This is a genomic window from Methanolobus sediminis, assembly GCF_031312595.1.
Taxonomy (GTDB): Archaea; Halobacteriota; Methanosarcinia; order Methanosarcinales; family Methanosarcinaceae; genus Methanolobus; species Methanolobus sediminis.
Window position 1 is genome coordinate 1,576,693 of record NZ_CP133592.1, and the last position, 23,756, is coordinate 1,600,448.

Annotated in this window: 26 protein-coding genes and 2 tRNA genes; 19 read left to right on the forward strand and 9 right to left on the reverse strand. The window is 40.0% G+C overall.

The window, feature by feature from the left end:
* Positions 1-4: 4 nt before the first annotated feature.
* Positions 5-1,912, reverse strand: coding sequence for a DUF2254 family protein (locus RE474_RS07575; protein WP_309309780.1), 1,908 nt, complete (start codon positions 1,910-1,912; stop codon positions 5-7).
* Positions 1,913-2,047: 135 nt separating this feature from the next.
* Between RE474_RS07575 and RE474_RS07580 the strand changes: the two genes are divergently transcribed.
* From RE474_RS07580 to RE474_RS07595, 4 genes are all read left to right on the forward strand, one after another.
* Positions 2,048-2,719 carry a winged helix-turn-helix domain-containing protein/riboflavin kinase gene (locus tag RE474_RS07580; RefSeq protein WP_309309781.1) on the forward strand — a complete coding sequence of 224 codons (672 nt, stop codon included), beginning with the start codon at positions 2,048-2,050 and terminating at the stop codon, positions 2,717-2,719.
* Between the two features lie 60 nt (positions 2,720-2,779).
* Complete coding sequence (gene ribB, locus RE474_RS07585; RefSeq protein ID WP_309309782.1) at positions 2,780-3,514, forward strand: 3,4-dihydroxy-2-butanone-4-phosphate synthase; 735 nt, start codon at positions 2,780-2,782, stop codon at positions 3,512-3,514.
* Between the two features lie 211 nt (positions 3,515-3,725).
* On the forward strand, positions 3,726-5,045 hold the full coding sequence (locus RE474_RS07590; RefSeq protein ID WP_309309783.1) for a hypothetical protein: 1,320 nt from the start codon (positions 3,726-3,728) through the stop codon (positions 5,043-5,045).
* A 96-nt stretch (positions 5,046-5,141) separates the two neighbouring features.
* Positions 5,142-5,219 (forward strand) — tRNA-Pro (locus tag RE474_RS07595).
* An 82-nt stretch (positions 5,220-5,301) separates the two neighbouring features.
* Here the strand turns inward: RE474_RS07595 and RE474_RS07600 are convergent.
* Complete coding sequence (locus RE474_RS07600; protein WP_309309784.1) at positions 5,302-5,709, reverse strand: fasciclin domain-containing protein; 408 nt, start codon at positions 5,707-5,709, stop codon at positions 5,302-5,304.
* 246 nt (positions 5,710-5,955) lie between these two features.
* On the opposite strand from RE474_RS07600, the gene RE474_RS07605 reads away from it, so the two are divergent.
* The 3 genes from RE474_RS07605 to RE474_RS07615 all read left to right on the forward strand — a co-directional run bounded on the left by RE474_RS07605 (position 5,956) and on the right by RE474_RS07615 (position 8,595).
* On the forward strand, positions 5,956-6,771 hold the full coding sequence (locus RE474_RS07605; protein WP_309309785.1) for an ABC transporter ATP-binding protein: 816 nt from the start codon (positions 5,956-5,958) through the stop codon (positions 6,769-6,771).
* Positions 6,768-7,559 carry an ABC transporter permease gene (locus tag RE474_RS07610; protein ID WP_309309786.1) on the forward strand — a complete coding sequence of 264 codons (792 nt, stop codon included), beginning with the start codon at positions 6,768-6,770 and terminating at the stop codon, positions 7,557-7,559. The genes RE474_RS07605 and RE474_RS07610 overlap by 4 nt, the downstream gene beginning before the upstream one ends.
* 121 nt (positions 7,560-7,680) lie before the next feature.
* Positions 7,681-8,595 carry a DUF5803 family protein gene (locus tag RE474_RS07615; RefSeq protein WP_309309787.1) on the forward strand — a complete coding sequence of 305 codons (915 nt, stop codon included), beginning with the start codon at positions 7,681-7,683 and terminating at the stop codon, positions 8,593-8,595.
* 46 nt (positions 8,596-8,641) lie between these two features.
* On the opposite strand, the gene RE474_RS07620 is transcribed toward RE474_RS07615, so the two are convergent.
* The 3 genes from RE474_RS07620 to RE474_RS07630 all read right to left on the reverse strand — a co-directional run bounded on the left by RE474_RS07620 (position 8,642) and on the right by RE474_RS07630 (position 11,350).
* Entirely contained in the window at positions 8,642-9,391 is a 750-nt protein-coding gene (locus RE474_RS07620) for an MBL fold metallo-hydrolase (RefSeq protein ID WP_309309788.1), read from the reverse strand.
* Positions 9,392-9,400: 9 nt separating this feature from the next.
* Positions 9,401-10,672 (reverse strand): AAA family ATPase, encoded by a 1,272-nt coding sequence (locus RE474_RS07625; RefSeq protein WP_309309789.1) that lies wholly within the window; start codon positions 10,670-10,672, stop codon positions 9,401-9,403.
* A 171-nt stretch (positions 10,673-10,843) separates the two neighbouring features.
* Positions 10,844-11,350 (reverse strand): DUF5817 domain-containing protein, encoded by a 507-nt coding sequence (locus RE474_RS07630; RefSeq protein ID WP_309309790.1) that lies wholly within the window; start codon positions 11,348-11,350, stop codon positions 10,844-10,846.
* Positions 11,351-11,432: 82 nt separating this feature from the next.
* Here RE474_RS07630 and rimI point away from each other — a divergent pair, with 82 nt between their 5' ends.
* Positions 11,433-11,867 carry a ribosomal protein S18-alanine N-acetyltransferase gene (gene rimI, locus RE474_RS07635; RefSeq protein ID WP_309309791.1) on the forward strand — a complete coding sequence of 145 codons (435 nt, stop codon included), beginning with the start codon at positions 11,433-11,435 and terminating at the stop codon, positions 11,865-11,867.
* A 21-nt stretch (positions 11,868-11,888) separates the two neighbouring features.
* Here the strand turns inward: rimI and RE474_RS07640 are convergent, their stop codons facing one another.
* Entirely contained in the window at positions 11,889-12,548 is a 660-nt protein-coding gene (locus RE474_RS07640; protein ID WP_309309792.1) for an undecaprenyl diphosphate synthase family protein, read from the reverse strand.
* A gap of 58 nt (positions 12,549-12,606) precedes the next feature.
* Positions 12,607-13,791, reverse strand: a complete 1,185-nt coding sequence (locus RE474_RS07645; protein ID WP_309309793.1) for a redox-regulated ATPase YchF — start codon at positions 13,789-13,791, stop codon at positions 12,607-12,609.
* A 128-nt stretch (positions 13,792-13,919) separates the two neighbouring features.
* Here RE474_RS07645 and RE474_RS07650 point away from each other — a divergent pair.
* From RE474_RS07650 to RE474_RS07660, 3 genes are all read left to right on the forward strand, one after another.
* A tRNA-Arg gene (locus tag RE474_RS07650) sits at positions 13,920-13,991 on the forward strand.
* Between the two features lie 88 nt (positions 13,992-14,079).
* The gene (locus RE474_RS07655) at positions 14,080-14,913 is read left to right on the forward strand and encodes a hypothetical protein (protein WP_309309794.1); all 834 of its coding nucleotides are present in this window, start codon (positions 14,080-14,082) and stop codon (positions 14,911-14,913) included.
* Positions 14,914-15,008: 95 nt separating this feature from the next.
* Positions 15,009-15,863, forward strand: coding sequence for a hypothetical protein (locus RE474_RS07660; RefSeq protein ID WP_309309795.1), 855 nt, complete (start codon positions 15,009-15,011; stop codon positions 15,861-15,863).
* Between the two features lie 72 nt (positions 15,864-15,935).
* On the opposite strand, the gene RE474_RS07665 is transcribed toward RE474_RS07660, so the two are convergent.
* Positions 15,936-16,196, reverse strand: coding sequence for a hypothetical protein (locus RE474_RS07665; RefSeq protein WP_309309796.1), 261 nt, complete (start codon positions 16,194-16,196; stop codon positions 15,936-15,938).
* 132 nt (positions 16,197-16,328) lie between these two features.
* Here RE474_RS07665 and RE474_RS07670 point away from each other — a divergent pair, with 132 nt between their 5' ends.
* The 3 genes from RE474_RS07670 (at position 16,329) to RE474_RS07680 (ending at position 18,694) form a co-directional block, all read left to right on the forward strand.
* The gene (locus RE474_RS07670) at positions 16,329-17,132 is read left to right on the forward strand and encodes a hypothetical protein (RefSeq protein ID WP_309309797.1); all 804 of its coding nucleotides are present in this window, start codon (positions 16,329-16,331) and stop codon (positions 17,130-17,132) included.
* Between the two features lie 161 nt (positions 17,133-17,293).
* Entirely contained in the window at positions 17,294-18,163 is an 870-nt protein-coding gene (locus RE474_RS07675) for a ribonuclease HI family protein (RefSeq protein ID WP_309309798.1), read from the forward strand.
* A gap of 231 nt (positions 18,164-18,394) precedes the next feature.
* A complete protein-coding gene (locus tag RE474_RS07680) occupies positions 18,395-18,694 on the forward strand; it encodes a DUF5658 family protein (RefSeq protein WP_309309799.1) in 300 nt (99 codons plus the stop codon).
* A gap of 8 nt (positions 18,695-18,702) precedes the next feature.
* Here the strand turns inward: RE474_RS07680 and RE474_RS07685 are convergent, their stop codons facing one another.
* Complete coding sequence (locus RE474_RS07685; RefSeq protein WP_309309800.1) at positions 18,703-18,990, reverse strand: hypothetical protein; 288 nt, start codon at positions 18,988-18,990, stop codon at positions 18,703-18,705.
* 240 nt (positions 18,991-19,230) lie between these two features.
* On the opposite strand from RE474_RS07685, the gene RE474_RS07690 reads away from it, so the two are divergent.
* The 5 genes from RE474_RS07690 to RE474_RS07710 all read left to right on the forward strand — a co-directional run bounded on the left by RE474_RS07690 (position 19,231) and on the right by RE474_RS07710 (position 23,755).
* Positions 19,231-19,386: a hypothetical protein gene (locus tag RE474_RS07690; RefSeq protein WP_309309801.1), complete on the forward strand. Its 156-nt coding sequence runs from the start codon at positions 19,231-19,233 to the stop codon at positions 19,384-19,386.
* A gap of 295 nt (positions 19,387-19,681) precedes the next feature.
* Entirely contained in the window at positions 19,682-20,674 is a 993-nt protein-coding gene (locus tag RE474_RS07695; protein WP_309309802.1) for an aspartate-semialdehyde dehydrogenase, read from the forward strand.
* A gap of 129 nt (positions 20,675-20,803) precedes the next feature.
* Positions 20,804-21,220, forward strand: coding sequence for a hypothetical protein (locus tag RE474_RS07700; protein WP_309309803.1), 417 nt, complete (start codon positions 20,804-20,806; stop codon positions 21,218-21,220).
* 219 nt (positions 21,221-21,439) lie between these two features.
* The gene (gene thsA, locus RE474_RS07705) at positions 21,440-23,047 is read left to right on the forward strand and encodes a thermosome subunit alpha (RefSeq protein ID WP_309309804.1); all 1,608 of its coding nucleotides are present in this window, start codon (positions 21,440-21,442) and stop codon (positions 23,045-23,047) included.
* A gap of 153 nt (positions 23,048-23,200) precedes the next feature.
* Positions 23,201-23,755 (forward strand): biotin transporter BioY, encoded by a 555-nt coding sequence (locus RE474_RS07710; RefSeq protein ID WP_309309805.1) that lies wholly within the window; start codon positions 23,201-23,203, stop codon positions 23,753-23,755.
* Position 23,756 lies beyond the last annotated feature (1 nt).

The following is a 23,756-nucleotide window of genomic DNA, read 5'->3' on the forward strand; positions in this document are numbered from 1 at the left end:
AGAATTAAGCATTTCTTCGTTTTACTTTTGCATTTTCAATATCCTCAAGCGCTTCCTCAATTGATGTATAGATAAACATTTCCTGCATAGCATCTGTTGCATCGACATTATGACTTAGTTTTATAAGAGAATCTTTGTATTTTCCTTTTTCTTTTTTAAGTCCATTTTCAGCCGCTTTAATTCCCATTTCTTTAAAGACGTTTATGACCATCCACTGTGGTTGAATCTGATTTTGTTCTGCTGCTTTTATTCCGATGGGTTCCAGAATTTCGATGATATTCTCCATTATTGTCACACGTGCTTTGTCTGCTGCTTTAGTTCCTATATTTTGGATTGCAATTGAAATACTCATAAACTGGGATTCAAGTTTTTCGTCGATTGATTGATTTGCCATATCTTCTAACTTTTTTAGCATGTCGATGATGATTCTATCTTCATAATTATTTTCGATAGCCCATCTGCTTATAGTAGCAAATATATCTATGGCTGCTTCTGTCGTCGTTTCAAGTTTATTATCTGCAGCTAATATGATATTGTTAAGAGCATAAACAATTCTTTCAAAAGCAAGCCATTTTTCATTTTTAAATACTGGCTCCACTATATGTCGAAGTGCTTTTACGGATGTCTTTGCAATAAAATCGTTTTTATCGGTTGCTGCTTTTACCCCTATGTTATCAATTTCTGCAATAATCCATACCAAAGCCAGATAATTTTCAAAATCAACAGCTTTTAGCCCTATATCTTTGATAGCCCCTATTCCGACATCTGCTGCAATATCCATTTTTTTTTCAATTGTTTCCATGCATATCTGTGAAATAACTAACGTAGAAGTAGGTGCTATATTTTTAAGTCCAGATTCGAATTCTTCAATCCCTTCCTTTTTATATATCTGTATTATGCTCTTGGTTGCGCTTTCGAGTTTGTGCTGCAACACTTTTATTTTCATATTTTCAAGAGATTTTTCAGTTATTTGCGTTGTTTTTTCAAGATTTAATTCAATTGCTTTTCTTTTAATATCATCAAGTGCTGATATTACTGATATTGAAGAGTTTTCATTCTCTTTTTCAGCAGCTTCCATTCCTATCTTTTCTATATGTTGAATTAAATGTTTCAAAATTTTGTCAGAATCATTTTTTTCAACGTAATTGAGTTTAAAAATGTCTAATGTAGTCTCTGTTAATTCTAAAATTCCATTTCTTACAGTTTCTTCATCATTTCTTGTTAGTGCACTATTTATAACATCTACAATTGGTAGAATTGGATCCTTGTCGCTTTTTTGGCCTTTTATTATTAGATAGTCCAGTATTCTTTTCTTTGTAACATCTTTGGCAAGTATTTGAATTAGAGTTAAAGGCTTTAGAGAAGCTAATGTATCCAATATATACGGCACCAGACAAACAAAAGCAAAGAACCCCATGAAATAAGCCACAAAAATAGCGCCCTCCATGTAGTTTCCTAAAATGCCAAGTCCAATGATTTTAGTCAATCCGAGTCCGTAGAATATTGTAAAAATGTAGATGCAGAGAAGTATCCACATGTCGGGGTTCCGTTTGTAGACATCAATGACCCTTGCAGAATAGGATTGGGCTGCTAGCTGTACGGCTACGAGGCTGAGTGTGATAACTAAAGCAATGGTGGCTGCGAGACTCTGGACGAGGGCGCTGAGGAGATAGCGTTCGTTGTCAAAGAAACCCATATTGTTTAGTTGGGTGGCATTATTTTGTGTATAAATAATGTTGTTTAAGATGCTGAAATCTGAAAATAAGAATTTGAATATGACAATAATAAATAGAAATATTGAAGCTATGCTAAGAAATATACTAGCATAAAACAGTATTCTGTTTGCCCATGCAGGTTTGTTGAAGTAATCTGCCAAATACTCATTTTTCTCTTTTAGATTATTTGATAGCATGCTCACATAAAATAAACAGTTTCAAGAAATAAAACAGTATTGAAATAATCCTAAATATCACTGCATCAAAACCTTTATCTCCTCTCCTCTCATAAATGAGATTCTGCTCAAATATGAGATTGGTGTGATTAGTCAATGTACACAACAACGTCCCTGAAGAAACTGGCACTGCTCGGCGCGATCGAAAAACCTGTGAAGATCTCCTCCACTGAGTTCATGCACCATGTATCAACCAGTTCCAAGACTGCTGCAAGGGTGCTCAAACAGCTTGAGGACAACGGTTACATCTCAAGACAACTCGTAGCAGGCGGGCAGATGGTTCATCTCACAGAAGCAGGTGTCGGGCTTCTCAAAAAAGAATATGCCGACTACCAGCAGATATTCTGCAAAGACCACCTTGACCTTGAACTCTACGGAGAGGTCATAACCGGCCTTGGAGAAGGACAGTACTACATTGCAAAGGACGGTTACATGTCCCAGTTCAGGGACAAACTCGATTTCAAACCATTCCCCGGAACACTGAATGTGCGTCTCAACGATGAGAGTGCCCAGATGCGTGATAACATGGACTTCATGGAACCGCTCATAATCCACGGTTTCAATGACGGTGAGCGCAGTTTTGGTGGCGTAAAATGCTATCCTATTGAAATTGAGGGCATAAAAAGTGCAGTCATCATACCGGACAGGACACACTATCCGGCAGACCTCCTTGAGATAATCGCACCATTAAAACTGCGTGAAGCTCTAAAGTTGAATGATGGCGACGAAGTAAAGATAGTGGTGAAAAACCCGCAAAAATGCAAGTAATGATTGGAAAGTCAGGAAGAGAATAGTGGAAGAGATAAGTGCAAGGGAGAAATGATATTTATGGTTTCAAATACTGATTCAATTGAAAATTACAGTAAGAATATACAGAAGGCAATCAAGGCTCTCCAGAGAGGAGAAATGATCCTGCTTTTCGATCTTGAGGGCCGCGAGGCTGAAACAGATTTCACAATTCCTGCAAATGCTGTTACACCTGAAGATGTCAGATGGATGCGAAAAGATGCAGGCGGACTTATCTGTGTTGCTCTTGACTCAGAAGCATCAGAGGAACTTGGTCTTCCGTTCATGGCAGACATAATAAGAGACGCCAACCAGTGCAGTACGGCTCTCCACAAGATCGTGGAAAAGGGTGGCGACCTAAAATATGATTCACGTTCATCATTTTCAATCTGGGTAAATCACAGGGACACACGCACCGGAATTCCTGATAATGACAGGGCACTGACAATTAACAAACTCGGTGAGATCGTTGAGAAAACACTCAATGGTGAAAACATCCACTTTGGAAATGAATTCAGGACTCCTGGACATGTTGCAACCCTGCGTGCTGCAAAAGGACTTGTCCATGAACGCATGGGTCAGACAGAACTTTCCATTGCCCTTGCAAAGATTGCTGGAATAACTCCTGCAATGGTTGTCTGCGAGATGCTGGATGATGAGACCGGCAGAGCTCTTGAAAAGACTGATGCGAAGCAGTATGGAACAGACAATGACCTTGTATTTGTAGAAGGCAAAGAAGTTGTCGAGGCTTACGATATCTGGCTGAAGTCTCAGTAAACAAGTTCAAAACCTTATTCTAGTAAGGCATATTCCTTTCTTTTTCTTTCATTTTTAAATTATTCGATATCAATTTCGAAAAGTTTAACTATGCTTGTAACTTCCTAACCACTATGCAAAAACATTTTGCAGAATAACTAATTTAGGTGGTGTTATAATTAGGTACATATCTACTTTTAAGTGCTTATCTTTGATAGGTGTTCTATTCGTATTGTTTTCAATTGGTACTGCATGTGCGGCAAATAATAGTCCTCTGGAAGAGCAGTGGAATATCACGTTCCATGAAGACGAAGATGACCACATAACATCGATTATTACTTCTGTATCAGGTGGATATATTGTATCCGGGACTCTGGGTTATAGCGTAAGTAGTGCTAATGGTGATGGTTTTTTGTATGAAGTAGGCTCTGATGGAAATATTGTATGGAGTACATACTTTGGTGGTGATCAGGATGACTACTTTACAGCAGTTGTTGAAGATGGAGAAGGTGACTACCTTGCACTGGGAAATACAGCTTCGACCGGTTCTGGTAAAAGAGATGCTTTGATGGTTAAAGTTGATTCAAATGGTAATGAAGTTTGGGACAGGACATTTTATGAGGATTCTTCCATTATAAGTTCAGCTCAAAAGACATCTGACGGAAATTTAATTCTCGCAGGAATGCGTGCTCCTTTAATTACTGCTGGAGGTAACTTGATGGGTTTGCTAATAAAAGTGGATCCTGAAGGAAATGAGCTCTGGTCAAAAACTTTTGGACCAGGTTGGATTCGTAAATATGATTATTTTAACACAGTGCAGGAAACTCCTGAAGGAGAATTCATAATGGCTGGACTCACAACGTCATTCAGTTCAAGTAATATGGAAGATGGCTGGCTGGTCAAAGCAGACTCTGAAGGAAATGAGCTCTGGAATAAGTCTTTCGGTGATGTGGACCTTGATATGTTGAACTCGGTTACTTCATGTTCTGACGGTGGTTACATTACTGTGGGTAAAAGTAAGCCATATGGTCAATCTTTATTCAACGCATGGGCTGTGAAAACAGATAAAGATGGAAACCTTTTATGGGAAAAGAGATACTTTGAAGGTTCAGAATCCTTTTCAAATTCTATTATTGAAGTTCCTGATGGAAATTACGTTATTGTAGGTTCAGTAGGCAATATCCATGAAGGTTCTGTCAAGGCTTCTTTTGGTGTTGATAATTACCAAGGTTTCTTGATGAAAATAGATGAAAATGGAGATGAGGTCTGGTCCTATATTTATGAAGGCTATTCCGATTCCGCTTTCAATACAGTAATTGAATCAAATGGTAATTATGTTGCAGGTGGATCAATGATTCCTGATGGAACAGATTCCAGTGATTCTTTGTTGATTGTGTTCAATGATCCGGAATTACAAAAATATGAATCCACAGAAGATGAAGTTACAGAAGAATCATCTTCCCCGACTACTGAAGAACAAAGCCCACTTTCATTCACAGTAACTCTGGTAAGTATTGGATTATCATTCATTGCCCTAAAGAGACGTCTATGAATTCTAACAGGGATATTCCCTGTTCTTTTTTCAAAACATACATTCTGTTCTCGGAAACACTAAAATACTGTAATGTATATGTAATTACAATCCTGCGGGACTGTAGGGTAGCCTGGTCCATCCTGTTAGGCTGGGGGTCTAGCGACTGGAGTTCAAATCTCCGCAGTCCCACCACTTTCTATGTTGATTCATGAGGTATTACACGGAGTGTTCTTTTCAAAAATACAATATTGTAAAAAAAGATTCGTTCCGAATTTTACGGAATCAGAATTTCATCGATTGCATGGATTATTCCATTGCTGCACTCAATATCTGCTTCAATTATATTTGCAGTATCTACCTTGATTCCATCTTTGACGGTGATCTTCAGTTTGTTTCCACTGATTGTTTCCAGTTCAGTAAGTCCTTCAAGGTCTTTTGTGGTGTATCTTCCTTCCACTATGTGGTAATTGATAATTCCCAGAAGGTAGTCATGGTCATCAAAGGACTCATCAATGACATCATCAGGGATTGGCTCAAAAGCTGATTCTACCGGTGCGAAGATAGTGAATGGGCCTTCGTTGCTGTATTTGCTGACGAGCTTGAGTTTCTCTGCCGCCATCATCAGGGTTGGAAAAGAACCCTTTTCTTTTGCTGTTGCTATCAGATTCTTCAGTTCGCTCATTGTAAATCCTCCGATTTCTTTTATTTCTGTATGTATTATGTCTTTTTAAAATAAATACTGTTTGTACACAATCTGCAAAACCCCGTATTCCTTAAATTCTCCTGTCGAAATAATTAATACCTAACCTTGCCAACTTCCATAAAGGTGGTTTAGATAGCTCCGATAATTGTAGCCACAGACCTGAAAAAGTCTTTCAAGGACTTTGTAGCTGTTGATGGTATTAGTTTTAGCATTGAAGAAGGCGAGATGTTCGGATTTCTCGGACCCAACGGAGCAGGTAAAACAACCACAATGCGAATGATACAGTGTGTATCTCCGGTAACAGATGGCAGACTCGAAGTTATGGGAATGGATGTTTCCAGCCAGCAGCGCGAGATAAAATCACTTATGGGAGTTGTTCCACAGGAAAATAATCTCGATGAGGACTTCACGGTCTATGAGAATCTACTGGTTTACTCAAGGTACTTTGATATCCCTAAAGATGAGGCTGAAAAAAGAATTGAAGAGCTTCTGGACTTTGTACACCTTCAGGAAAAACGTGATGTGATGACAGAAAGCCTTTCAGGCGGAATGAAGCGCAGGCTCGTACTTGCAAGGGCATTGATAAACCGTCCAGGTGTCCTGATCCTTGACGAGCCGACCGTCGGACTTGACCCGCAGGCAAGGCATCTGATATGGGAAAAGCTAAGGAATCTAAAAAAGCAGGGAGTTACCATAGTTCTCACGTCCCATTATCTTGACGAGGTTGAAAAGCTCTGTGACAGGCTTGTGGTAATGGACAATGGTAAAATACTGGTGGAAGGCAGTCCAATGGGAGTTATCGAGGAGTTCATAGGCTCAGATATCATAGAAGCCGAGAACAACCCTGAACTGCTGGAATGTCTCCGACAGAAAGAAGCAAAATATGAGGTTATAGGTGATATTGTTCACATCTATCCCGACAATGCAATGGAGCTTTCAGAGTATCTGCTCATGGAATGTTCCCTGTCGAAGATAAGTGCAAGGCCAGCAACACTTGAGGATGTATTCCTCAAACTCACCGGCAGGAGTCTGAGAGAATGAACCCGATGGATTATTTCAGGATTCCCTCTATAAGTTCAAGGTCATTTAAGGTATGGCAGAGGAACAAAGATGTTTTCATGAAAGACATCAAACTGAACTTCCTGCCTCCGTTCCTGGAACCTATATTGTATCTTGTGGCTCTTGGTTTTGGACTTGGGAAGTTCGTTGAGAGCATTGACGGAGTTCCTTATGCCCGGTTCATAGCTCCGGCACTGATAGCAGTTTCAGTGATGTATGCATCCTTTTTCGAGTGCAGTTACAGTTCTTACGTCAGGATGTATTACCAGAAAACCTTTGATGCTATTATTGCAACTCCGCTTACTATAGAGGATGTGATTGCAGGAGAACTGTTGTGGGGAGCTACCAGAAGCGTGATCAATGCCACAGTTATGATACCTGTCATAGCACTTTTTGGTTTGATCGACCTGAAGTACTCTCTTCTGATAATACCCTTCGCCTTTTTTGGAGGATTACTCTTTGCAGCCATAGGTATGTGTTTTACAGCCATCACTCCAAACATTATGTCTATTAACTATCCGGTGCTGTTATTCATTACACCGATGTTCCTTTTCAGTGGAACCTTTTTCCCCCTCAGTGCACTTCCTGTTCCTATACAGTATTTTGCAACGGCATTTCTTCCGCTGACCCATATTGTGAACGTTATAAGAACTCTTTCCTATGGAGTGCTAAGTTCATCTCTGATATTTGATGTTGCGTGGGTTTTGTTTGTAGGCATGGCTCTGCTGGTGCTTTCAATAAATCTAATGAAAAGAAGATTGATAGTCTGATTGATCGATAACCGGAAATTTGGGAATTGATGAAAAACATGTTATGCAACAGCATATATGAGATGACGTTTCAATATATGTAGCGATAGTTTCATAAAATAAATCATCAATTGGTGTAGCAATGAAAAAATATTTTTTCCTGACATTGATCCTCTTAAGTATCATACTTTTCGCATCAGGTTGTGTAGGTGATCTTGTGCCCGTTGGTGAAAATACCACTCAGAATCTGTCTGCTTATGGGTTTGAAGTTTTCCTCAACAACAGTTATGACAATGGAACTTTTATTCCAACTCATACTTTTTATCTTTCAAGTAACGGTTCCGCAAAGGTAGTATCTATCCTTGAGAATCAATCGGTCATAAAAATAATTCCACTGGAAGACCTCAGTAATCAGAATAGTGATATCGTAAGTGATGTCGTGGTACTTGGAGATATTTCCAATAATACTAATGCCACACCGGAAAACTTTGAGTATTTCGCTTCCATGAGCTCGCCTTCCTATATTAATTACACAATTTCAGATGATGTGATCAGAGGGCAGAAATACGTATACATCAACTTTGAAGAGCCAGTGACAGGATTTGTAGCTTATACGATGAACACTGCTCTTGGTCAGGATTTTGTATATATCACAACACCTCCGTCAGTTGTCCGTTATGTTCTTCCAGCGGGCTATACTACCGGCAATTCCCTGATCGGAAAAGCGAACCCTGAACCAAATGAGATCTACTATGATTCGAATGGAAGGGAGAATCTTGTCTGGACCAATGAAGTTACAACAAGCAGTTTTCTGAGCTTGCTTGGCCAGTATTCATCAGGGAATGATACATCTGTTGAACCTATCCCAAAGCTTATCAGTGTGAAGTTCTACACGAAAGATGCTCCAAGGGATCTGACAATAGCTGCTGCTGTACTGGGATTTGTCGCCCTTTCGGTTTATTTAAGATTCAGGAATGAAAGGAAGAAACTGGAAAAAATACGCAATGAATTTGAAAGCCAGTTATATTCCAAAAAGAAAGGCAATGGTAAGAATTGAGGGTATGTGAATTGTAATCCTCGATTCGGTTTATTTTCAACAATACTTATTTTTCAGGGAACTCAAATGTCATGCCATCATACCCAAGTGGATACTCCTTGATGGCTTCCTCATGTGGAGCAAAAAAGTGACTCAGGTGAGTGAATATGACTTCCTTTGCTTTTATCTCGTTTGCAAGGTCAAAAGCTTCTACTGTATTCATATGCTTTTTGACTTCGACTGTCGGAGGCACAATCGCATCTGCAATAAGAAGATCGGGTTCCATTATAAGATCGATACTCTTTTGAGGAATCTCTCTCTGGGTGTCTCCTGTAATGACAACTTTCGTGTCGCCTTCCCGGATCATCACCCCAATGGATTTCTTCACCGGAGGATGTATTACTTCAAAAAGTGTGAATTCCAGTCCGATGAGATTGAAAGGTTCGTACATTTCTCTTTCATGCTTTTTAGGATGAAGGAATTGAAGATAACCTAAAATGTATTCCAGTGTTTCAGGAAGTCCATAGACATCAACATTGTACTGCACCCTGTGGAACTCGGCAAAACCTGCAAAGTGATCATAGTGACCATGTGTCCAGATCACTCCGTCTATGTGCCTTGTTCCTGCTTTGAGTAACTGGTACCTGAGATCCGGTCCGCTGTCAATAAGGACAGTTCCCTCAGAAGACTCCACAAGGACTGCAAATCTTGTTCTCTGGCTTTTAGTGCCTTTCAGTGCATCCTGACATGTGGGACAATTACAACCTATAACAGGGGTTCCGGTAGCGTCACCGGTTCCCAGAAGTGTTATTTTCATGAATTGTCCTTATTCTTCGTATTCGTTTGTCTTGATGACAGCTCTCTCATCAAATGCAGCCACAGCGTTGAGCATATCCTTTTGTGTAAGTTCCATTCTCTCTGTTACAAGTGCGGTGAGCACACCTTCACGGATGACCATTCTCAGGTCTGAACCACTGTATCCGTGTGTGAGTGCTGCAATCTCAGCGGTGTCAAAGTCACCTTTTATCTCTTTTGTGACAATGTCCAGGATCTTCTTACGCATGTCAACATCAGGCAGCGGGAACTTCATAATTTCATCAAAACGACGCCATGCTGCAGAGTCAAGCATCTTTGGGTGGTTGGTTGCTGCAAGGAGAAGTACTCCGTCTGTTGTAAGACTGATGTTGTCGATTGCTTTGAGAAGTGTATTCACTGCTCTTTTGAGTGCTGCGTGTTCATCGGAAGAACGTGTCTTTGCAACGAAATCGAATTCATCAATAAAAAGGATGCATGGACTTAGCTTCTTTGCCAGGTTGAATACCCTGTCAATGTTCTTTGCTGTCTCTCCAAGGTACTGGTCGGTTATCATAGAAAGCCTGACTTCAACGAAAGGAATAGCAAGGTGCTCTGACATTGCCTTGGCAAGTGAGGTCTTTCCGGTACCAGGCGGGCCAACCATGAGGATCTTTCCCACATCATAGAGTCCGATATGTTTCAGGTAATCACGATACTGGATGGCCTTAACGATCTTCTTAGTTTCCTCTTCCTGCTCATGTGTCAGGACAAAATCCTTCATTGTCTGGCGGATGTCCTCCGGGGCGCTGATCTGAGCCAGTTTGAGCATGTCAGATCCGCCTTCCTCTTTCTCTATATCAGCTATGAGGGATTCGATCCATTCCCTGTCAACCTCTTTTGGCCTGACCTTTGATTTGGCGGTGCTGTAATCTGCTCCTTCTGTCTTTTTTTCCTCGTAGTAGAATGCTATTGCAGGGTTGTGTGAAATTCTCTCCCTTTCTTCATCCTTTTTCTGGAACCATTCGCCACCGATGTCAAGTGCTGTGATCTTAGCAGAGAATTCCTTTTCATCGATGTTGACAAAAGGAAGTGATTTCAATTTGCTGTCAATGCTCTGTTCACCGAACATTTTTTCGATATCTTTGACTGTGACCCTGATGGGTTTTGGAACTGTTTTATGATCTCTGCTCCAGTAAAACTTGCGTATCTCCTTGGGCAGGTCACTGGCATCCATCTGTGGATATTTGTTGTATATTTGCGCTGTCAGAAGCAGTTCCACAATATCAAGGGTTGTATCGGACATAATAATACCTGATTAAGTCATTTTTAAAGGAAATTTCAGTATTTGGTAATCGTTGAGACATTCTATATTATACATCTTTTTAGATATATTTTTTGTATTGTCTTCCGGAATATATTTGTATTAAATATGAACATGCTTCTTTTGGAATTGCCTTTGAATTTAAAAACGAAATCATACTATCCTGACAATATCCTTTGATGGGGAGTACAGTTCTCCTGCCATCAGCAATTTTTTGATAATATCATCGAATTGCTCTTCACCTATATCCATTTTCAGAGCTTTTTCTTTCAGATCATTCCGTTTCATCTGATTGTTATTTTCCACCAGTATGCCGATTATAAGTTCATCTGCCTTTTTCTTTTTTTGTGGTTTTCTGTTGTCTATAAGACAGGCAGTTTTCTCATCAATTTCATTTCCGAATGTCTGGTGTTTGTAAGAATATTCTTCTGCCAAAGCATCCAGCGATTTTCCTTTCGATCCGGTTCCTGATAGCTGAGCCTGTATCTGCGTTCTTATTGAGATTGCCTCTTTAAGGTCATCTGATGAAAAAAAGATACGCAGCTTTCTGGTATTCAGGGTAGCACTGCATCTCTGGCAGCGTGTTGTCTTGCTGTTATTAACTTCAATTATCTGTGCATGCTCCCTACATTTTGTACAGATGATTACTCCGTAGGTCATCGGCAACTTTTTAGTATGTATTCTATAAATAATAGTGCTCATAGAAAGTGAACTATAATCCGTGCGTTCAGGTGTGCATACTGTGAAAGATATTGTCATTAGAAGGGCAGAGTTACCGGATATTCCGCGTGTCGTTGAGATAGAGGAGTGTTCTTTTGAGGTTCCCTGGCCTGATTTTCTTTTCAAGGCCTATCTTAACAATCCGGGATTTGTTGTCTATGAGAACGGCAGGATACTTGGTTATGCAATTGTCGGAACCTCGGAGGACAGAACCAGGTCACATCTGCAGAGTATTGCTGTCCATAAGGACTGCCGCCGGCAGGGAATTGCTACAAAGCTGCTTGATTGGTGTATTGACCTTGCAAAGCTCTATGGTTTTGACAGGATGACACTTGAGGTCAGGGAGAAAAATGTCGATGCACAGTTGTTCTACTCTGAGAACGGTTTTAAGGTAGAGGGCAGGATAGACGGCTACTATGTCGATGATAATGCCATTGTAATGGGCAGGGATATCTGATTCTTTTTTGTTTATTCTGACCTATTTTCCAAAACGTCTCTGACGCTTCTGAAAATCCCTGATTATCCTTATTATGTCGAGTTTCCTTATGCTGCGCCAGTCCACATCGGTAAAATAATATTCTGAATAAATGGATTGCCAGATAAGGAAATCAGAAAGGTGTTTTCCGCCAGAACGGATGAAAAGGTCAGGTTCATATCTGACCGTAAGGCAGGATTCAATGTCCTTTTCACTTATCTCTGATGGTTTTATTTTTCCTTCCTTTACTTTTTGAAGTATGTCCCTTACAGCTTTTGTGACTTCTTTCCGTCCTCCAAATCCAACTGATATGTAGATCTGAAAATCCTTTCCTTTTCTTTCGGAATGAAGTTCCCCGTTCTCTCCAAAGAGCTGGTATCCGATACTTCCGGGTGCTTTTGTGAGATATTCAGTGAGCTTTGCCGTAAGTTTCTCTATCATCTGGGACCTGAGTGTCTCCTCGGTGTCAAGAACCTCAATGTAGATACTTGTCATTCTGATGCCTGTCTGTCTGCACCAGGTGACGTAATCCTTGAGTTTCCTGAAACCTTCTGCATAGAGCAGATCAGTTTCGGAAATTACCAGGGACACATGCTCCGGTATTGGATACTTGCTGATCTGTTGCATCAGGTGTTTTTCGTAGAGAGATGTTACAAAGCTCATTGTGGGTCTGAACGCTTGTATTGTTTTTAATATTATTTTTAACATTGCTTAAAAAATCTTATTTCGCAGTGGAAACTATCTTGACGACATCGCCATCATTCAGCTCGTGCTTTTCACCAAGGCGCATCTTAGTTTTTGCGTCCACTGCGTAGAGGAAACGGTCTCCTATGTCAGAGTGAACCCTGTATGCAAGGTCATGAGCATTTGACCCTTTTTTCATGAGGAATGCGTCAGGAAGCATGCGTCCGTTCTTATCGGTCCACTTGCCTTCATCCTCCACAGGATAGACGATTATAAGGTCAAGAAGGTCGAATACGGCGCTGTTAATGCACTTCTGCACGCCTGTGCCTTCGGTTTTTTGTATGAGCATGCGCACGTTCTCAAGTCCCTTTTTCTGCGCAGGGCTGAGTTCTTCTGAGAGGATGGTGAAGTCTTTATCTCCTGGCTCGTATTTGATCGCTTTTCCTTTGGATGCGGAACGCAGTGCCAGTTCAGCAGCTGCACTTGTGGGCACGACTATTTGCTCAAGCGCCAGGAGGTTTGTGATGTTCTGGGGTGGTGCTACGTCCATTTTGTTTGCAGCGATTATCATTGGTTTGCTAAGGGCACGGATTACGTCACAGAAATGAATTATGTCTTCTTCGGTCCATTTGGTGAGGTGGTTCCTGTCAAGTTTGCATTCGCTAAGTGCTTCACTAATGTGCTGCTCGCTAACTCCTGCTCCCATGAGCTGGTCTGCGAGTATGTGCTCGATGTTAAGCCCTTCTGCCTGGATCTTGCGTGAGAGTTTTGTCCAGTTCCTCATGATGATGCTGTGGATCCACATTGTGAGTTCGTGGTTGAGGAAATCGATATCCCCAAGCGGGTCATGGTCGCCGATGTCCACCGGATTGCCTTCGATATCGGTTGCACCGGAGGCGTCTATTACGTGAATGATGGCCTGTGCCTGACGTAGGTCGTCGAGGAAGGAGTTACCAAGTCCCCTTCCCTGGTGTGCGTCAGGAACCAGTCCGGCTACGTCTATGAGCTCTATTGGCACGTAACGTATGCCATCGCTGCAGTTGCCACAGCGTTTGTCACGGCTTGCGCATGGGCATTCTGCTTTTACGTAGGTGACTCCTTTGTTAGCATGGATGGTTGTGAATGGATAATTTGCAATTTCAACGTCTGCAAGTGTTGCAGCCTTGAAGAATGTGGATTTGCCTGCATTTGGCTTTCCTGCAAGTCCTATTGTCATCGACATGCTTAGTAATCATTCTTGCAGCATTTAACTTTTATTGATTCCACACGTACTTTTTTAAGGATACACGCCAATCCTATTATCAACAATCTTTATATCCCAGAAAGACATTAGTGCATGAACCCCCCAATGTCCCGGTAGGGTAGTGGATATCCTTGAGGCCTGCGGAGCCTTAGACTCGAGTTCGATCCTCGATCGGGACGCTTTTTCTCTTTATTTTGTGATGGTTGAGTCTTTACCTTTATAATAATATTCGGTTTTGTTATATAGGATTTTTAACATTTAGTAAATATGCACAATTTGAATATAGATTCTTATATCAAAGAAGCTGAAGAAATAGAAAAGCTGTATCTGGATTTAATAGAAGCAACTGCTAGAATTGAAAAAAAATATCATTCAATTGATTCTTCCAATTCAAAATTATTCAGTGGTATCTATGCATCCTCTATTAGTAATATATATGAGGAAGAAATTTGTGTGATTGACTCCTGTACTAAGCCTCTGCAACGTCAAATATTAAGAAAATACGAAATCTGGTATGAGATATGTAGAAGAATTGTACTTGATTACATTGGCCGTGAAGAAACAGGCAAATATGAAGCTTTTTCTAAAGAATATGTTTTAATAAAAAATTTAATTCTGCTTGGTAGCAAGGATAGAAACCAAAAAGATTTTTTGACAAATGCTTTCATAGCTAGTTTTGATACCCAGATTAATATTTTGTGTACAATTGAACCTATTATCGAATTAACCCAAAATAACTATAAAAAAGTGATTTCTGCAGATCTTCTGTATTCAGAAATTGATGGTGCAGAATTGCTTTATAATAATGATTTTATTCGGCCTGCAGGAATTATTGCTGGAATAGTTCTTGAAAGATATTTGAAAACCTTGTGTGAATTTAACGAAATAGAATTAACTTCAAAAGACACTCTATATCCAATGGCTCAAAAACTTCGTGCATCTGAAAAAGTTCCTGATTTTGATTTAGTCATGCTAAAATCAATAGAACATCTTGGTTCTCTTAGAAATAAATGCGCTCACCCCAGAGAAGAACCTAAAAAGCAAGAAGTAAGGGAGTTAATTGACAAAACCAAAAAAATAACTTTTATGGCTTTTTATTGAATAGTAATTATTTTCCATTCTTATTTATCATAAGTATTTTACTTATTCACTCCCCCCAAAAGAATATCTATCTTCAACTCACAATAGATTTTACAATGTTTGAGTCAATAAAGTGTCGTGTTGAGCCTTTAATTTCAACACATCTGTTTGCTGCGGAATGGAAAATAAGTGACTGGGTGTTTTATTTTCTATTAGTTCCGGCTCTGCTCATAATTATATTTGAACTTCCGGCCGGGATAAAAGAAGCGTATTTCATATTGACTCCTCCTGATATAACTGCTCACTCGTTATTCCTGTCAAACTATACGCATAGCAATCTGTCACACTTTACGGGAAATCTGGTCTCATATCTGGCAACATGTTTTTTGATATTTAATTTTGAGACCAACAAGCGCAGTTTCCGTGTGTACTCCATATTCATGTTCCTGCTGCTGCCATGGATAATATCTGCAATATCGATGTATATGTTAGGCTTTCAGGCAACATATCAGGGATTTTCAGGAATCGTCAGCTCTATGTTTGGCTATCTGACATACGCAATCTACAAATTCCTGCATAAATTCTGTTGCAAGCACATGAATCTCACATTCCTGGCTCTGATCATCGTAATGAACCTCTTGTTAGTTCTAGGAAATATCTCTGCACAGGTCTTCCAGTATTCACTCATAATAACATTCGCTCTGATACTGGTCTACATGCAAAAAGAAGTCATAATAGAAGTACTCCAGAAGCACTTTGAGTTCATAGATTGGCTTGAAAAATTCCCTCCCCTGCAGAAAATATACCTGGTAATAATAGTTTTAGCGGTCATCAACTTTATTTTTATACTTCCTGACCTTGTACCGCAGGAAGTCATGCAAAATGGAGTCTATGTAAATTCAGTTGGTCATTATACCGGCTACTTTTTCGGGATATTTGTCCCAATAATCCTTGGGATTATATTTGACTAACTATCGTAAGTCTAAAAGTTCAACTAACTACAGCACCCGCAAATAATCTTCTGCCAGCATCTTCTCATAATATCAATTAACAAAAAGAAGCTCTTTGAGCTTCTGGACAAAACTCTCATTGGAATGGTTCTCGCACTTCTCCTTAAACTGCAAGAGAAGAGTCTGGATCCGGGCAGGAGGGCGGTTGTCGTAAAGCTGCTGCATAGCCTCAGAAATGCATGCATAGCGACATGGAGTGCAACAGTGTTCCATATCATCCTGGATCAAAGCTATGTGCCTTCGGGTTTTTTCATAGCTATGATTTTTCATATCTATCGATACGAACTCTGGCATGTTAAAAACCTCTAATAATAAGATTGTTTTGTGTGTATTTATTTTTTGTGTATTTGATGCGCACTAACAAATACAAGTACAGTCAGGTTTCCTTCACGCTTATTTATATACGATTTTTTCCATTCTCATATTATGGAAAGTCCGGATATTGTCACATACATCGAAGAAGCCGAAAAGCTTGAAAAAATGTATATGGATCTTCTGGACGGCACCACACAAAGAAGGATGAAGCGTATTGATGATGGCTCAACCGGCATGCAAAATGTCGAATACAGAATTTGTGTGATAAACTCCAAAAACGAGCTACTTCAAAGCACTCTCCTCGAAAAATACAACTCCTGGTATGAGGACTGCCAGCAACTTGTTCAGAAATACGCTGGCCAGATAAGGAATAATAAATACGAATCCTTCACGGAACTATATGACAGGATAATAAGCCTGATCAATCTGGAAGACTCCATCAGGAAATCTAATGAGAGAAATCATTTGAGAAAGGAATTTATTGCCTGTTTTGATTCTCAGGTAAGCATTCTTCATTCCATAGAACCTCTGGTGGCTTCATCAATTAATAATCAAAAAAGACACGCAACAGCAGATATTGTGAACTCAGAACTCGAGCATGCTGAAATGTTATATGAGCAGGGTTTATTTCACTCTGCAGGTGTTTCCGCAATCAATGCTTTTGAAATATATCTGCATGCATTGTGCGAAGAAAATGACATCGAATCTGAGGATGATGATTCTATTCTTGAAATGGCTCAGAAGCTTCATGAATCCATCAAGGTGCATGATTTTGATCTGGAAATGATCAGAACAATAGAACATCTTGTGTTTCTGGGGGAAAAATGCCTGAATACAGATGAAAAATTGCAGGATGATGAAGTTCGTAAATTGATGGATAAAATTCGGGAAATTACCTTTCTTGTATTTTGCTGAGTCTCTGATTAATTACTAAAATCTATTAATCACATTTTCTGCAGTCTATATATTCCTCAATAGTTTATCTGGAGCACAGTTATATATTTTTAAATCAATAGTAATATACAAGGGAAAGTTCCTGTGTACGACTGAAGATACATTCTAACAGTACGAGAAACATGGATGCAATAACCTTCGATGGCTCATGCACACCTAATCCGGGAGGATGCATGGGGTTAGGCTGGGTTGTGACCTTGCAAAACAACTCATTCTCAATCCTCGGAAACGACCGCCTTGAGAAACAAACCAGCAATAACGCTCTTTTTGCAGAATATCTTGCCCTTAAAAAAGGCATGCTTGAATACGTCAAAGCTGATGGCCAGGGTCCGCTGACCGTAATGGGAGACAGCCAGACCGTGATCTACCAGATGCGTGGTATCTATCAGATAATGGATAATGATATCTGGAACATTCACCGGGATATTACCAACATCATCAGGGAGTATGAGCTGGATATTCATTTCCGCTGGGTTCCACGGATGCAGAACAAACAGGCTGACAGGCTTTCCAAGACCAAACAGAAAGTGAGGATCGAGTATCCGAATGACCGTGAGTTCCTTATCGATGTCAGAAGTTCTCCTGCCATTGGCAAACTGAGAAAGAAAATAGCTTCAATGAATGCCACTCCTTTCCCGACAAATGCCATGTATAAACGTCTGCACGTTTCTTCTAAAGACCTCCTTTCAGACAAAGATCTTTTTGAGCTTCGGGAAATGGCGGGGAAAAGGGCCACCAGAATAGCAATTGAAACCTTTCCGGGGAAATGTGATAAGAACAAATATCACCAGGCTCAGGCTCTTCGTTGGATGCTCAGGGGACTTGCTATTGATCTGGCCATCAAAAAAGTGAAGTTCGATATCCAAAGCAAAAAAGTAAATGGAAGCAGATCTGCTGTGAAATCAAAGAATAGTAACTCTCATACAAAAAAGAAAACAAAATCTTCAGGTGGAGCTAAGTACTATCTGAACAGAAAGACATTTGCTTTTTGAAAATCTGTTTTTTTCTTTCTTTTTAAAAAGTCTATTCAAAAAGCCAATTCAATATTATGACTTAATTATTATCTTTGACATTACTATTTTATTTACAAAGTTTTAAATCTTATTGTTTCTATATTAGCAAAAGCTAAGGGTTATATCAGGGCTTGTCAGACTGCAATACATGACTACAGGGGTTCGTTCGTTGGTACACAAGATAAAGTACCAAAACGAAAGTGATCCAAAATGTCTTTTATAAAAGATATCAAACATGTCTTACTTCTCTATGTAATCGGTGACACCCTCACAACATTATATGCGCTAAAAACAGGGAATTTCTACGAAGGAAACCCTATATTGTCCAGTATATTTGGCATGTACGGTGCTACTTCACTTATTTCTCTGAAAATTGGTTTTATGTTCCTGCTCTATCATGTATATAATAACGCAGACAGATATTACTGGAATATTACACGACACACGGTAGCATGTATCGGTCTTCTTGCAACTGCAAGCAATATGGCAGCGGTACTTAACTACTACTGAATGAGTTCTCAGCTCTTCAGTAAAAGGAAAATGAACATAAGGATTCCAAGCAGGAAAATTCCACCAATCAACATAATGTTTTTCTGCCTTTTAGCTTCCTCTTCCGGTGTCATTGGCAAAGGTTCAGGGTTGTATTTTTTTTCCAAATACAAACCAATTCCTATTCCAAAAATAAGTCCAATGGCCGGTCCAATAGCGATCATACCCAGAACTATGCCTATAGGAATTCCAAGTGGAAGGCCCATGACCATTCCTATTGCCAGAAAATGACCTTTTGGATATCTTTTTTCCTGCATGGCTTAAAATCAAGATCAAAACTATAAATATTCTGCTATACTTTCATCGCAAAAACAAGACAGACAAATGAAAAATCGAAAAGAAGCATCATAAAAAGTGTACAGCTCTTTTACTTCTATTTATTCTACTGTTACTATATGTCGATATATAGTAATCCACAACGGAATATTTTTATATTATATATAGATAAATATTATTTATTAAGAATTGCTCTATAAACGTAAATTCGAGGGGAATTTATGCAGAAACAAGATGAAGAAAAGTTTGATGAGTTCAGGGAAATGTTCTGTAGGTATATGGAAACAGATGACCTTTCCGAACAGGAATTTGAACTCAGATGCCATATGATAAATTTTGTAAAAACAGCATGTATTCAGACCCTGGTTTCATACTGATACAGTAATATACAAATTACAGACGGCATTCGTCTTCAAACAAAGCAATAGCTATCTACTGATATCAGAAAAAAGCTGGCTTTGTATCACTTTAGTTTTTTTGCTCTACTTTCTCATTTTTAAACATAGATTAATAGCAATATCTGTCAGTAAACAAGGATAATCTTCATATCATTTCTTATATATGATAGTGTCAGAAAAAGGCCGATATGCGGTAAGGATACAAGTAAAATCAGAAACTTATTAAGCTAATTGGTTTTACAGTAAACCCTGCAATCTGACGGATGATATAATTATGAGTTACAAAGTAGGAATTATGGGTGCTACCGGTGCAGTAGGTAGAGAAATTATTGAAGTATTGCACGACAGGAATTTCCCTGTGGAAAAGTTAAGGCTTTTTGCTTCGGTAAGAAGTGCTGGCAAAGTCATGGAAACTCCATTCGGCGAAATTACTATTGAAAATGCTGATGAGGCAGATTACTCTGAAATGGATATTGCATTTTTCGCAATTAGTGGTGGATGGAGCCAGGAGAATGCTGAAAAGGCAACCAGTGCCGGATGCTATGTTATTGACAACAGCAGCGCCTTCAGGTACGATGACAATGTACCTCTGGTAGTTCCTGAGATCAATGCAAATGCTATAGGGGATTCAAAACTCATTGCAAACCCTAACTGTACAACTGCAATTGCAGCTATTCCGCTGTATACACTACACAAAGAGTACGGTGTGAAAAAGGTAATTATCAGTACCTATCAGGCTACAAGCGGAGCCGGTGCTGCAGGTATGAGCGAACTTACAGAAGAGACTCGCAATTACCTTGAAGGGAAGGAAGTCGGAAACAAGGTATTTGCTTATCCGATTGCTTTCAATGCAATTCCACACATTGACAGTTTCCAGGAGAATGACTACACCCGCGAGGAAATGAAGGTCGTCTGGGAAACCAGGAAGATCTTCTCTGAGCCGGACATGTCAATAAGCTGCACATGTGTAAGGATACCAACCATGAGAGTGCATGCTGAAAGCATTGTAATTGAAACTGAAAAGCCTGTAAACCCTGCTGATGCAAAGAAACTGTTAAGCTCAGTTGAAGGCGTTGAACTCAAGGATGATATTGCTAACAATGTTTATCCAATGCCAATAACTGCTACAAAGAAATATGATGTGGAAGTTGGCAGGATCAGGCAGAACCTTGTGTTTGGTGACCACGGTCTTGAATTCTTCGTATGTGGTGACCAGATCTTGAAGGGTGCAGCGCTCAATGCTGTACAGATCGCTGAGAAGCTCTGAATCACATAATCTGAATTACATAAGTTACTTAGCGATGCATTTTGCATCGTTTATACTTTTTTTAGAGGGTAATTCTTATTTGCTTTCAGCTCATCTTTTAAATGGGTTTATTGTCCCGGGTGTTAAAGTATGAGCATACAGGAAATCGACATATATATTGAAAAGATAGAAAGGAACGACCTTCGATCATCTGACATTCCTTTAATTCTCAAAGCATTGCGACAGGATGCAAAAAGTGGACAAATAGAACTTTCTAAAGATGATATTCATCTTTTTCAGGTTTATACGTTCCTTTTCCAACAAATGGAACTGGCCAATAGGTCTGCATCGTCAGATGTTCATGCAGGTGACTGGCGGCAAACAGTTGATGATTTATCACTGCTAAAGCAGTTAATGGATGAAATGGAACAAAGGAAAGTCATAACAAATGTCGCATGGAATGCGGGTGGAATGGCAATCTTTGATATACCTGATGAGATAATTTACAAGAATCATCTCTATTATATGATGCTTGCACATTTAAACAAGCTTTATGGGAGAAAATAATCTCTCTAATTTTATTTGATACTGTTAAACTGATTGAAATTGATTGATAAGCCTGTATTTATTTTTGTTCTTGTTTTTGTGTTGACAGTTAAAACTCAAGCAGTTATCTTTATATAGAACTGCCTGCATTTAGATTGAACAGTACCATAGAGAGTACTCAAATCAAACTAATGTTTACTTCTAACTTACAGAACGTTATGATTATTAGGAGGTTAAAAATTGGCAGGTTACGCTTCAGGGAACAGAAACAGGTCCCGTGCAAGGGATGCACAGAGCATTAACATCCTTGCAGGAAAAGCAGTTGCAAAAGCAGTCAGGACAACACTTGGTCCAAAAGGTATGGACAAGATGCTTGTCGACGGGCTTGGAGATATCGTCATCACAAACGATGGTGCTACAATCCTCAAGGAAATGGACATTGAACACCCAGCTGCAAAGATGGTAGTTGAGGTTTCAAAAACACAGGATGCAGAAGTCGGTGACGGTACAACAACCGCAGCAGTCCTCACAGGAGAACTTCTCACAAAGGCCGAAGAGCTTATCGAGAAGGGTGTTCACCCAACAATCATCTCCGGTGGATACAGGCATGCAGCAGAGAAGGCTGTTGAGATCCTAAAGACAATCACGATCGATGTTTCTCCTGATGACAGGGAAACCCTGATGAAGCTGGCAAAGACCTCCCTCACAGGAAAAGCTGCAGGCGAATACAAAGATTTCCTTGCAGAGAAAGCTCTTGATGCTGTACTTTCAGTTGTTGAAGAGACAAATGGAAACCTCAGTGTAGATGTTGAGGATATTACTATCGAGAAGCGTGAAGGCGGCAGTATTCTTGAAAGTGAACTTGTCAAAGGTCTTGTAATTGACAAGGAAAGAGTAAGGCCAAACATGCCAAGGAAAATTGAGAATGCAAAGGTCCTCCTTGCAAGCTTTGCTATCGAGTTCCAAAAGATAGAGAAGAGCGCAGAGATCAAGATCACCTCACCTGACCAGATGAACCTGTTTGTTGAGCAGGAAGAGAAAATGGTCAAGGAAATGGTGGACAAAATAATTGCAAGTGGTGCAAATGTTGTATTCTGTCAGAAAGGTATTGATGACCTTGCACAGTACTATCTTGAGAAAGCTGGTATTTATGCATGCAGAAGAATAACAAAGAGCGACCTTAAGAAGCTCGCAAAGGCAACCGGTGCAACTCTGTTCCAGGATGTAACTGACATCAGGCCGGAAGACCTTGGTGCAGCAGATGTTGTAGAAGAACGTGAGCTTCACGGTTCAAAAATGACTTTCCTACTCGGATGCAAGGAAGCCAAGACTGCTTCACTTATTCTCCACGGTGGTACAACACACATCGTAGACAGTCTCAAGCGTGCACTTAACGATGCACTCTGTGTTATCGGTGTAGCACTTGAAGACAAGAAGATCGTTGCTGGTGGCGGATCACCTGAGATCGAGCTTGCACTCAGACTCAGGGACTATGCAGCAACACTTAAGGGAAGAGAGCAGCTCGCAGTCGGCAAGTTCGCAGAGGCACTTGAGATCATTCCACAGACACTTGCAGAGAATGCAGGTCTTGACCCAATAGACAAGCTCATTGACCTCCGTGCACAGCACGAGCAGGGTAACAAGAACATGGGTCTTGATGTTTACACCGGAAAGGTTGTAGACATGTACGAGAACAATGTCCTTGAGCCACTCAGAATTAAGACCCAGGCAATCAATGCAGCAACAGAAGCAACAGTTATGATCCTCAGGATCGATGATGTTGTAGCTGCAACCGGCAGAGGCGGCGCAATGCCACCAGGAATGCCACAGCCTGATATGGATATGTAAATTCTTTTTTGTGCAGGTTTTCCTGCACAGCAATTCTCTTTTTGTTCTGTTTTCTCTTATTTGCTTTTCACTTGACATAAGAGTTATATATTTTGTAAATCATGCACCAGCCGGAAAGGTTAACAATATGTGTTAAAAACGAATGGTGATATTATGGAAGAAAATCATTTTCAAACCACTGACAGTAACAACATTAGAAAAATGGTTTTTGCATCTCTTTTTGCTGCTTTGATGGCTGTGGGTGCATACATTGAGATACCTGTGCCTGCAAGTCCGGTTCCTATTACCTTGCAGACCTTTTTTGTATTACTTACAGGTGCGATTTTAGGGGCCAGATGGGGAGCAATTAGTGTGGTTGTGTATCTGCTTCTTGGAATTGCAGGTCTTCCTGTGTTCTCCGGTGGCAGTTCTGGTCTGGGTATAATATTCGGGCCAACCGGTGGTTTTCTCATTGGGTTCATGTTCGGTGCTTTTATCATAGGTTATCTGTCCGATCGTTTCGGAACAAAAAATATAGGTCTGAATATTGCTATTATGTTTGCAGGTCTTTTTGTGATCTATGTTTTTGGAATACTCCAGCTAATGAGCATTGCAGACCTGAGTCTCACACAGGCAATAGTGCTTGGAATGATACCTTATCTTCCGGGTGCAGTTTTGAAACTGATTGCTGCTGCCGTAATCTCCTCCCGATATTCCCTGAACAACTAGT